Here is a 10,131-nt window from a genome sequence, read left to right as displayed (position 1 = left end):
AGGCCGAATTTGAAGTCTTTTCTGAACGAAACCCCCTACTATCTGTGGTCAAGGTTCAGTTTTTAGCTTGGTTATCGCTTTTTCCATTGTAGCTTAAAGCCGTCGTAAAACGACGGGGTTTTAACCCAAATTTTCGATAACCTAATTTGGTATTGACGAACAGCTACCCAAAACGAAAACTTCCTACAGGTTTGATAAATAGAATTAAATGCTTGATCATCTCGGTTTTTAGGCAAAGGGAGACAGATATACCCCTATCCCTAGGGACATAAAAGTGCGCTGTCAAAAAAGAATTGTAATCATACCAAACCGGGGACTTTGCGATAGATAGAAGCGATCGATCCCCGGAATCCTACACTGGTAAATTCTACCTCATCTCCGGCTTCATAGATCTGTTCTTTCCAGATTCCCGAATCCTCGCGACGGTGACATTCGATTTTCATCTGGTTTTGATGGATAAGAATGTATTCTTTTAAGGTGGGACAGGTTTGATAATCACTAAATTTATCACCCCTATCAAAGGATTCCGTAGATTTCGATAATACTTCAATAATCAGAACGGGATAGAGAATAAAATCATCGGTATTGTTAATCTCTCTCTCGTCACAAACCACCGCAATATCGGGATAATAATAACAATTTGCCTCCTCTAACCGGACTTTGATATCGGAAGTGAGAACAAGACAGGGACTATCATCGAGATGGATATTCAATAAAGTGGCTAGATTAGTATTTAAGACAATATGCGGCTTTTTTGCCCCTACCATCGCATAAATCCGTCCTTTTCGGTACTCGTGCTTGATCGGACTGACTCTTTCCCCTTCTAGATACACTTCTGGAGAGACATAAAAAAAATTAGGATTCGTCACCATGGTCCTCATGCTCCCTATTCTCGAATAACTAAATTATAGCCTTTCGGAATCATTGCTCTTGGACTCAATCTCGGTAGACTAATAGATCAATGATTGTCACTTGTAATATAAATATTACAAGTGACAAAATAGAAATAACGACTCTCAAAGGGACGTTATTTAGGAATGAATCCCGAAAACGATTGATATCCATAGGTTTGCCAGAATGTCCAACGCTAAAAGTTACAAAGATACCGTTAATTTGCCCCAAACTGACTTTGATATGCGAGCAAATGCCAGCAAACGTGAGCCAGAAATCCAGAAATTCTGGCAAGATGAGCAAATATATGAGAAATTAGCGCAAAATAACCCCAAAGAATTATTTATTCTCCACGATGGACCACCCTACGCTAACGGGTCTCTGCATATCGGTCATGCTTTAAATAAAATTCTCAAAGACATTATCAATAAATATAAACTGCTGCAAGGCTACAAAGTGCGCTATGTGCCGGGTTGGGATTGTCACGGGTTGCCGATCGAACTGAAGGTTTTACAAAGTCTCAAAAGCTCGGAAAAAGAGGGTCTAACCCCTTTGAAATTACGTCAGAAAGCCCACGATTTTGCCCTTCAAACGCAAAAAGAACAGTGTGAAGGTTTCAAAAGGTATGGAGTCTGGGGAGACTGGGAAAATCCCTATTTAACCCTACAACCTGAATACGAGGCTGCTCAAATTGCCGTATTCGGAAAAATGGCCCTGAAAGGTTATATTTATCGGGGACTAAAACCGGTTCACTGGAGTCCCAGTTCTCAAACCGCTTTAGCTGAGGCAGAATTAGAATATCCCGAAGGTCACACTTCCCGCAGTGTCTATGTTGCTTTTCCGATTACGTCAGTTTCAACCCCGGTTTTAAGGCCATTTTTGCCTAATTTATCCGTCGCTATCTGGACGACTACTCCCTGGACTTTACCCGGGAATTTGGCCGTCGCATTAAACCCAGAATTAAACTATTCAGTGGTGGAAACTAGCGAGTCTAATTATCTAATCGTAGCGACGGATTTAGTCGAAAAATTGGCCGACACTTTTAACACAACTTTGACGATTAAAGCAACGGTTAAAGGTCTGGAATTAGAACATACTAAATATCGTCATCCTTTGTTTGACAGAGAAAGTGCTATTCTCATCGGTGGGGATTATGTCACCACCGATTCTGGGACCGGATTAGTTCATACTGCTCCCGGTCATGGTCAGGAGGATTATATCGTCGGCCAACGTTACGGTTTACCGATACTTTCTCCCGTCGATGATAAGGGAAATTTCACCGCAGAAGCGGGACAATTTGCGGGTTTAAATGTCTTGAAAGATGCCAATGAAGCAATCATTTTAGCACTGACAGAAAAGGGTGCGTTACTGAAAGAGGAAGCATACCAGCATAAATATCCCTACGATTGGAGAACCAAAAAACCGACAATTTTCCGCGCAACGGAACAATGGTTTGCTTCCGTGGAAGGATTCCGAGAATTAGCTTTAGACGCGATTGATTCGGTGCGTTGGATTCCTGCAACGGGTAAGAATCGCATCACTTCTATGGTCAGTGAAAGAAGCGATTGGTGTATCTCTCGTCAGCGCAGTTGGGGGGTTCCTATTCCTGTTTTTTATGACGAAGAAACGAATGAACCTCTGTTAAATGAGGAGACGATTAATCACGTTCAAGCTATCTTCGCAGTCAAGGGTTCTAATGCTTGGTGGGAGTTATCCGTAGAGGAATTATTACCTCCCAGTTATCGCGATAATGGTCGCAGTTATCGCAAGGGAATGGATACTATGGATGTGTGGTTTGATTCTGGTTCTAGTTGGAATGCAGTGGCTAATGCTCGACCAGAATTAAGTTATCCTGCGGATATGTATCTAGAAGGATCGGATCAGCATCGGGGATGGTTTCAATCGAGTTTATTAACCAGTGTGGCTGCTAATGGTATTGCTCCCTATAAAACGGTGTTAACTCACGGTTTTGTTTTGGATGAACAGGGACGAAAAATGAGTAAATCTCTGGGTAATGTCATCGATCCTAATGTGATCATTAATGGTGGTAAAGACCAGAAAAAAGAACCCGCTTATGGGGTGGATGTGATTCGGTTATGGGTGTCCTCGGTGGACTATACCAATGATGTGAATATCGGTCAAAATATTCTCAAACAGTTGGTAGATATCCGTAATAAAATCCGTAATACTGCCAGGTTTTTACTGGGGAGTTTAAATGATTTTGATCCCGTTAAAGATGCGGTAGCTTATGAAGATCTACCGGAGATTGATCGCTATATGTTACATCGTATCTCGGAAGTGTTTACGGAAGTAACGGCAGCTTTTGAAAGTTTCCAATTTTTCCGCTTTTTCCAGACGGTACAGAATTTTTGTGTTGTCGATTTATCTAACTTTTATATCGACATCGCTAAGGATCGTTTATACATTTCTGATCCTAATTCTTTCCGTCGTCGCAGTTGTCAAACAGTCTATGCTATTGCTTTAGAAAATCTCGCTAAAGCGATCGCTCCTGTCCTGTCTCATCTAGCGGAAGATATCTGGCAATTTCTCCCCTACAAAACTCCTTATTTATCGGTGTTTGAGTCAGGATGGCTAAACATCGATCCTGCTTGGAATAATCGCGAATTGGCCGATAAATGGGCCAAATTCCGGCAGCTACGCACCGAAGTTAATAAGGTGATGGAAACTGCCAGAAATGATAAGGCGATCGGTGCTTCTTTAGAGGCAAAAGTTTTACTTTATGTTCCCGATGAAACCTTAAAACAGGAGTTAGAATTATTCAATAATTGTGATAGTTTAACGGGGAATAAAGTCGATGAATTGCGTTATCTATTTCTCTCTTCTCAAGTGGAATTAGTCAGGGATATTAGCGCAATTCAAACCGCAGAATATAAGGGAGAATCGGACTTTGTTTCGGTGGGAATTGTCAAAGCAGACGGCGAAAAATGCGATCGCTGTTGGAATTATTCCACTCAAGTGGGAAAATTTGCCGATGATCCCACTATTTGTGAGCGCTGTAATGCCGCTTTAAAAGGAGAGTTCTAAGCTAAATTAAAAGGGTGCTTTATTGTCTAATAAAGTACCCTTGTTTAATCCTCAGCTAAAAACTTATTCACAGGTATTAACTCTAGGGAATAGATAATTAGGGATGGAAGATTACCAATCAGCTTTTTTACAACGTCATCAAGATACAGAAATACTTTGTAAATCTAATAGGAAAATAGCTGCTATGCACTTTGGAGGTATTACGAGCGAATGTTTGCTGAAATCTATGATCTTAGCTTCGGTATCCAATAAAGAATGGAAAACTAAGTCCAATAACCCCGGACATACCATAACTAATCCGGGTAACAGTTTTACGGCTGCTCTAAAAAGTAATAATCGTCTCTATTCGAGAGTTCAAAATTTTCCAGAGGTGAGAAAATGGATTAATATAGTAGAAAATCCTAGTCAAAATTTTATAACTATGCGTTATTCCAGCAGTGAACCGAATGACGATAAATACAAAGAGTGGTTATCAGCGTATCAAAGTCTGAAAAGATGGCTTCAGAAACAAGCTACTCAACTTTAAGGAGATAGTTATGTCAGAAACTTGGTTAAGATCACTGAAACGAAAATTAACAGATATATATGTTCAAAAAGAAGCACAAGAATGGGTTGATCTCAATCTATCTACTGCTGGACTTTTGAATATAACTATCGTCAGTGATAAGTTTGAAAATTTATCAACAACTCAGCGAAGAGAAGCAGTTAAAAATGACATAGAACAACAGTATAAATCTTTAGGTTTTATATCTTTATATACTATTCAGGAGGCAGCCTCTCTCGATCTAAAAGCTCCACAACTTGTGGACGAAAAATCAATTCACACTTGGCAAGATTTAGCCTTGTGGTCAGCTAATCCACAAAATCAATCACCGTCTTCTCCCGAACTTTGTCTTCCTAGAACCGTAACTTTTTATTCTTTTAAAGGGGGAGTAGGTAGGACAACTGCTTTAATTCATGTTGCTTGGATTTTAGCGATGCGAGGTCGTAAAGTAGTAGCTGTTGACTTGGATTTAGAAGCACCGGGGTTAAGCACAGCTTTTCCCTTAAATCCCTTACCGGAATACGGAATTGTGGACTATTTTTATGAAAAATCCTATTTACCAGAAGGTGTAGAAGCAAAGATTAATATCACTAAAATATTTGGAGAAGTTAATATTCCCGATGCGACGGGAAGACTATTTATTGTTCCTGCGGGTTATTTGAGTCTTGATTACATTGCTAAAGTTGATGATCTGCGAGCAACAACAATTCTCGATAATGGGGAAACACTCTGGTCAACTTTTAGTCGAGAGATTCAAAATCAGTTAAAACCTGATCTTATCTTAGTAGATTCGCGCACTGGAATCAATGAATGGGGAGCTTTATCTTTACTACAGGCAGCCAACGAAGCAATTATTTTTTTATTTCCTAACGAACAAAATCAAAAAGGAATCGAGCTTGTTTTGAAATCTTTGACTTCTTTTGGCCGACTTTCGCTTAATTTTGTTTTTTCACCCGTTCCTGATTTAAGTGATACGGGAATAACTAAAGTTACTCATGCTTGGCAAATTTTACAAAAGGATATTGACAAAAATAGAGATATAGATATAGATGAAACTACTGATCATGATTTAGATATAGATTCAGAAGACTATCTAATCATACCTTATATTCCCTCGATCGCTATAGCAGATCGCTATCCTGTCACTGGATTACTGGATTATTATGCTCCCATTGCTAACTTAATCGATGAAGATACCAATTTTCAGTAGATAGCATCTGAGGGAACCTTGATTCCTTCTTAATTCTCGCTTTGGTCGTGCTTTGATGACATCCCAGCTGCTATTTGCCGTTGAGATAAATTTCCCTCTTGACCAAGTTGGTAGAGCAAGTTTCTTTGTTCTATGTTAAGATGTTAGTGGCTTCGTTTCTGGGTCTGATTTGTTGTTGTATTGATCGGACAATACCTGATGAGCCTTTTTTAGAGATTTTATAGATATTAGGAGGGAAAAAAATTATGGTTAATTATCTCACTCAAGAAGAGAAATTACTAGCAGCCGAAGAAGAAAAGTATCTAGAGGAAGAAGATGATGTGGATTTTCCTCCTGTAGATATTATTGCTTATAATGAGCAGCGATCCTGCTCTGATCTAGTTAGAATGTATCAAAAAAAACAATTGGTTATCGATCCAGATTTTCAAAGAGATGTGGTGTGGACTGAACCACAACAAACTCGTTTTATTGATAGTTTAATGAAACAGTTACCGATTCCTAGTATGTGTATTAGTCTTGACTATAAGACAGATAAACGCTATATCATTGATGGATTACAACGAATTAGTACCATCGTCAAATTTTTAACTACTGAAGATTGGAAGCTATCAAAATTACCCGATGTAGATTCGTCTATTTCTGGAAAAACAGTTGAGGAAATAAAAACTCAGCATGAAGAATTATATGAACGCGTAGAAAATATGACCATTCCCATCACGGTGATTCGCTACGACTCCAGCAAAAAAACTCATAATAATTATATTTTTAACATTTTCCATCGCTTAAATACTGGTGGAGTAAAACTCAATAATCAGGAGATCAGAAATTGTATCTATAATGGCGAGTTTAATAGTTTTTTAAAAGAATGCGCTCAATATGAAAACTGGCTTTTGCTGATGGATCGAAAGCAGCAAAAAGCATCTCGATTTGAAGATGAAGAATTAGTGCTTCGTTTCTTTGCTTTTTATGATGACTACAACAACTACAAGGGGAAATTGACAGGATTTTTAAATGATTATATGTATAAACATAGATTTGCTCACGAAGATTTTATTCAAGATAAAGATCAATTATTTAAGCAAACTGTTGACTTGATTTATGATAGAATCTTCAAAAAGGAACCTCTCAAAACCAGTAAAGTTATTGCTGAGGGAATTCTCTTAGGAGTTGCCAAAAATTTAGATACTTTAGTCAATCTCTCCAATGATGAATTACAAGACAAGTATTCTAGATTAATAAAATCTGAACCATTTTTGACCAAAAATTTAGCTGGTGGTATTTATCAAAAAGATAAGGCTTTAGAGAGAATTAATACATCTATCAAAATTTTTTCATCTACTGGTAATGGTTACTAAAGATTATTTACTCAAGACGTTAAACTGGCTTGATCAACTCTATAATGACCCTACAGCTGATGATCAAAAAACTTCTTCTTATTATAAACTAGCTCTTATAGAATTATGTGGCTGGATCGAGGAAACTATGGATGATGATGTGCTGAACGATGCTTAAAGTCCGAAGCTAACCAAAAATTCATCAAAGACGAGATTATTAAGCCTAACTCTAACTTTCAATATGAAGCTTTTAGAAAAATGTTGATGATAGTTATTGGTTTAGCAACATTAGAAAAAATCGAAAAAAAGTTAGAAAAAACTGGTAAAATTAGTGCTTTAAAAGGTGATCTCGGTAATCTAAAGAGAAGTCGCAATCAAGCTGCTCATACTCATACTAAAGGTACTTTGAGAACCTATGACGCTCCTTCTAAAACTAAACATGATTTTGATAGAATATATGCTTTGTTAACAGAGTTAGATGCAGAATTACAAGGTCATAAATGTTGACTTATTTCTCACAGGATCGCTTTTAGCGCACCTTCGACAAAAACAATCAGTCAAAATTAAGCCCCCCTAACCAGCGAAAATTAACTGTAAGCGATCGAAAAACTGGGAAAATATTCAATTGATTCAATGTTATCTTTTTTAACTATCCTGCCCATGAATAATCAGGTCATCCGTACTGATAAAGCTCCGGCCCCTGTGGGTCCCTATAATCAAGCGATCGCCGCTACTGGACCTTTTCTCTTTGTTGCGGGACAAATTCCCCTAGATCCCGTCACGGGTGAAATCGTCTCCGGGGAAATTAGCGCCCAAACCGAACAAGTTATGGCCAATCTAGAGGGCATTTTAACCGCTGCTGGGGCTAATTGGTCAAATGTGGTGAAAACTACCGTCTTTCTCTCGGATTTAGCCAATTTCGGGGCAATGAATCAAGTTTATGCCCGTTATTTCCCCCCGGAAACTGCGCCGGCCCGGGCCTGTGTGGAAGTGGCCCGTCTTCCCAAAGATGTGCTAGTGGAAATAGAATGTATTGCCGCTTTACCCTAAAAATTAAGGTGGGCAATGCCCACCCTAGTTCAATCTCTCTCTAGACCACCAAAGCTTCTAGAATCGTCTTATTGTAGATAATTCGCCCTACAGTAGTACGCACATACTGGGAAATTATCTGACCATCCTTCTCGCGGGTTTTGCGCTCCCGATAATATTTCCAGATGCTGCCATCGGGGAGAGTTTCCGTTTCCAGGACTTCCTCATCGGGTTTATTGGTTTTCACCTTTTCTCCGACCGGTAAACGCAACCACACAGAAGCGTGCAGATCCACCAATCCCTGATCGAAAGAGCGAATAGCGTCATCCATGCTGGCGAAATAACGACCTCCACCCTTTTGGGCCTTGGGATTTTCGGCCGTGAGATAATAACAACCCAAAACCATATCCTGAGAAGGGGCAACAATCGGACGACCGGTCGCCGGTGAGAGAATATTATGACAAGCTAACATCAATAAGCGCGCTTCCGATTGTGCTTCCAGGGAGAGGGGAATATGTACGGCCATTTGGTCCCCGTCAAAGTCAGCGTTAAAAGCGGGACAGACGAGGGGATGTAACTGAATCGCCCGGCCCTCCACCAATATCGGTTCAAACGCCTGAATGCCCAAACGGTGCAGGGTGGGGGCGCGGTTTAACATCACCGGGTGTCCCGTGATCACTTCATCCAAGACGTGCCAAACGTTGACATCCCCCCGTTGGATCATTTTCTTGGCCGCCTTGATATTATTGACGATGCCTAATTTAATTAAACGATGGATAACGAAGGGTTGGAACAATTCGATCGCCATTTCCCTGGGTAAACCGCATTGATAGATCTTCAATTTCGGACCGACAACGATAACCGAACGTCCCGAATAGTCCACCCGTTTACCGAGGAGATTTTGACGGAAACGCCCCTGTTTACCCTCGATAATATCCGATAAAGACTTCAGGGCGCGATTATTGGCTCCCACCACCGTGCGACCACGACGACCGTTATCAATTAAAGCATCGACGGCCTCCTGTAACATCCGTTTTTCGTTGCGGACGATAATTTCGGGGGCGAGAATTTCTTGCAGACGGGATAAACGGTTATTGCGGTTAATCACCCGACGGTAGAGATCGTTCAGGTCAGAGGTGGCAAAACGGCCGCCGTCCAACTGCACCATCGGGCGTAAATCGGGGGGAATCACGGGAATTACGCTTAAAACCATCCATTCTGCCTGAGAACCCGTGGCGATAAAGTTATCGATTACCCGGAGACGTTTAATTAATTTTGCCCGTTTTTGCCCCTTACTTTCGACAATTTCCGTCCGCAGTCTTTCCGCTTCTTCTTCCAGGTTAATTTCCTGTAAGAGTCTTTGGATAGCCTCGGCCCCGATCCCCACTTCAATACCGACTAATTCCGAATCCTCTGCGTAGATTTCTTCTTCGATCTCTAACCATTGATCTTCGCTGAGGAGTTGTTTATAACTAAGATTGCTCGCATTACCCGGATCGAGAACCACATAGGCATTAAAATAGACGATTTGCTCCACGTCCCGCAGGGGCATATCGAGCAGGATACTGAGATAACTGGGAATACCTTTGAGATACCAAACGTGGGTGACGGGGGCAGCTAATTTGATAAAACCCATGCGATGACGACGTACCCGGGACTCGGTGACTTCTACCCCGCAACGTTCACAGACAATCCCCCGGTGACGGACGCGTTTGTATTTACCACACCAACATTCCCAGTCTTTCGAGGGGCCAAAAATTTTCTCGCAGAATAACCCATCCATTTCCGGTTTGAGAGTCCGATAGTTGATCGTTTCTGGTTTGGTTACTTCTCCGACGACTTGACCGTTAGGTAGGGTTCTTTCTCCCCATTGCCGAATTCTCTCGGGGGACGCTAAACCGATTTTGACGTAATCAAATCTTTGATCTGTTGGAGTCTTCATTCTGAATTTTTTACTATGGGTAATGATTCTGGGATAAGCGATCGCTCTCGCGTTCTCGATGCCCCGATGACAACTATTAGGCAGAAACGACAGTTAACTCAGTCACTTTTCCTTTGGGTCAAACTGGCCCGACCGA

General features: G+C 40.7%; 8 protein-coding genes and 1 pseudogene. 6 read left to right on the top strand and 3 right to left on the bottom strand.

The genetic code is table 11. The annotated features are described in order from the left end of the window. Positions 1 to 299 precede the first annotated feature (299 nt). The gene (locus IM319_RS01505) at positions 300 to 872 is read right to left on the bottom strand and encodes a Uma2 family endonuclease (protein WP_287685097.1); all 573 of its coding nucleotides are present in this window, start codon (positions 870 to 872) and stop codon (positions 300 to 302) included. 205 nt (positions 873 to 1,077) lie between these two features. Here IM319_RS01505 and ileS point away from each other — a divergent pair, with 205 nt between their 5' ends. The 3 genes from ileS (at position 1,078) to IM319_RS01490 (ending at position 5,690) form a co-directional block, all read left to right on the top strand. Continuing rightward, the gene (gene ileS / locus IM319_RS01500) at positions 1,078 to 3,936 is read left to right on the top strand and encodes an isoleucine--tRNA ligase (RefSeq protein WP_287734353.1); all 2,859 of its coding nucleotides are present in this window, start codon (positions 1,078 to 1,080) and stop codon (positions 3,934 to 3,936) included. A gap of 103 nt (positions 3,937 to 4,039) precedes the next feature. Then, positions 4,040 to 4,462: a hypothetical protein gene (locus IM319_RS01495; protein WP_287734351.1), complete on the top strand. Its 423-nt coding sequence runs from the start codon at positions 4,040 to 4,042 to the stop codon at positions 4,460 to 4,462. Positions 4,463 to 4,472: 10 nt separating this feature from the next. Then, the gene (locus tag IM319_RS01490; RefSeq protein WP_287734349.1) at positions 4,473 to 5,690 is read left to right on the top strand and encodes a ParA family protein; all 1,218 of its coding nucleotides are present in this window, start codon (positions 4,473 to 4,475) and stop codon (positions 5,688 to 5,690) included. On the opposite strand, the pseudogene IM319_RS01485 reads toward IM319_RS01490, so the two are convergent. Next, positions 5,688 to 5,824, bottom strand: a pseudogene (locus IM319_RS01485) (IS30 family transposase); the annotation flags it as partial. The gene IM319_RS01490 and the pseudogene IM319_RS01485 sit on opposite strands and share 3 nt — an antisense overlap. Positions 5,825 to 5,935: 111 nt before the next feature. On the opposite strand from IM319_RS01485, the gene IM319_RS01480 reads away from it, so the two are divergent. The 3 genes from IM319_RS01480 to IM319_RS01470 all read left to right on the top strand — a co-directional run bounded on the left by IM319_RS01480 (position 5,936) and on the right by IM319_RS01470 (position 8,074). Beyond that, a complete protein-coding gene (locus IM319_RS01480; protein WP_287734348.1) occupies positions 5,936 to 7,045 on the top strand; it encodes a DUF262 domain-containing protein in 1,110 nt (369 codons plus the stop codon). A gap of 243 nt (positions 7,046 to 7,288) precedes the next feature. Next, the gene (locus IM319_RS01475; RefSeq protein ID WP_287734347.1) at positions 7,289 to 7,531 is read left to right on the top strand and encodes a hypothetical protein; all 243 of its coding nucleotides are present in this window, start codon (positions 7,289 to 7,291) and stop codon (positions 7,529 to 7,531) included. Between the two features lie 126 nt (positions 7,532 to 7,657). Further along, positions 7,658 to 8,074 (top strand): RidA family protein, encoded by a 417-nt coding sequence (locus tag IM319_RS01470; RefSeq protein WP_286826036.1) that lies wholly within the window; start codon positions 7,658 to 7,660, stop codon positions 8,072 to 8,074. Between the two features lie 40 nt (positions 8,075 to 8,114). Here the strand turns inward: IM319_RS01470 and IM319_RS01465 are convergent, their stop codons facing one another. Further along, the gene (locus IM319_RS01465; protein ID WP_286826035.1) at positions 8,115 to 9,995 is read right to left on the bottom strand and encodes a DNA-directed RNA polymerase subunit gamma; all 1,881 of its coding nucleotides are present in this window, start codon (positions 9,993 to 9,995) and stop codon (positions 8,115 to 8,117) included. Positions 9,996 to 10,131 lie beyond the last annotated feature (136 nt).

The organism is Microcystis sp. M113S1, assembly GCF_020246945.1.
GTDB lineage: Bacteria > Cyanobacteriota > Cyanobacteriia > Cyanobacteriales > Microcystaceae > Microcystis.
Note: the sequence above shows the minus strand (reverse complement) of the source record. Positions and strands in the feature narration are given on the sequence as shown.

Coding starts and splice junctions, on each gene's coding strand:
- IM319_RS01505 (WP_287685097.1), bottom strand. CDS start 872: ATGGTGACGAATCCTAATTTTTTTTATGTCTCTCCAGAAGTGTATCTA.
- ileS (WP_287734353.1), top strand. CDS start 1,078: ATGTCCAACGCTAAAAGTTACAAAGATACCGTTAATTTGCCCCAAACT.
- IM319_RS01495 (WP_287734351.1), top strand. CDS start 4,040: ATGGAAGATTACCAATCAGCTTTTTTACAACGTCATCAAGATACAGAA.
- IM319_RS01490 (WP_287734349.1), top strand. CDS start 4,473: ATGTCAGAAACTTGGTTAAGATCACTGAAACGAAAATTAACAGATATA.
- IM319_RS01480 (WP_287734348.1), top strand. CDS start 5,936: ATGGTTAATTATCTCACTCAAGAAGAGAAATTACTAGCAGCCGAAGAA.
- IM319_RS01475 (WP_287734347.1), top strand. CDS start 7,289: ATGATAGTTATTGGTTTAGCAACATTAGAAAAAATCGAAAAAAAGTTA.
- IM319_RS01470 (WP_286826036.1), top strand. CDS start 7,658: ATGTTATCTTTTTTAACTATCCTGCCCATGAATAATCAGGTCATCCGT.
- IM319_RS01465 (WP_286826035.1), bottom strand. CDS start 9,995: ATGAAGACTCCAACAGATCAAAGATTTGATTACGTCAAAATCGGTTTA.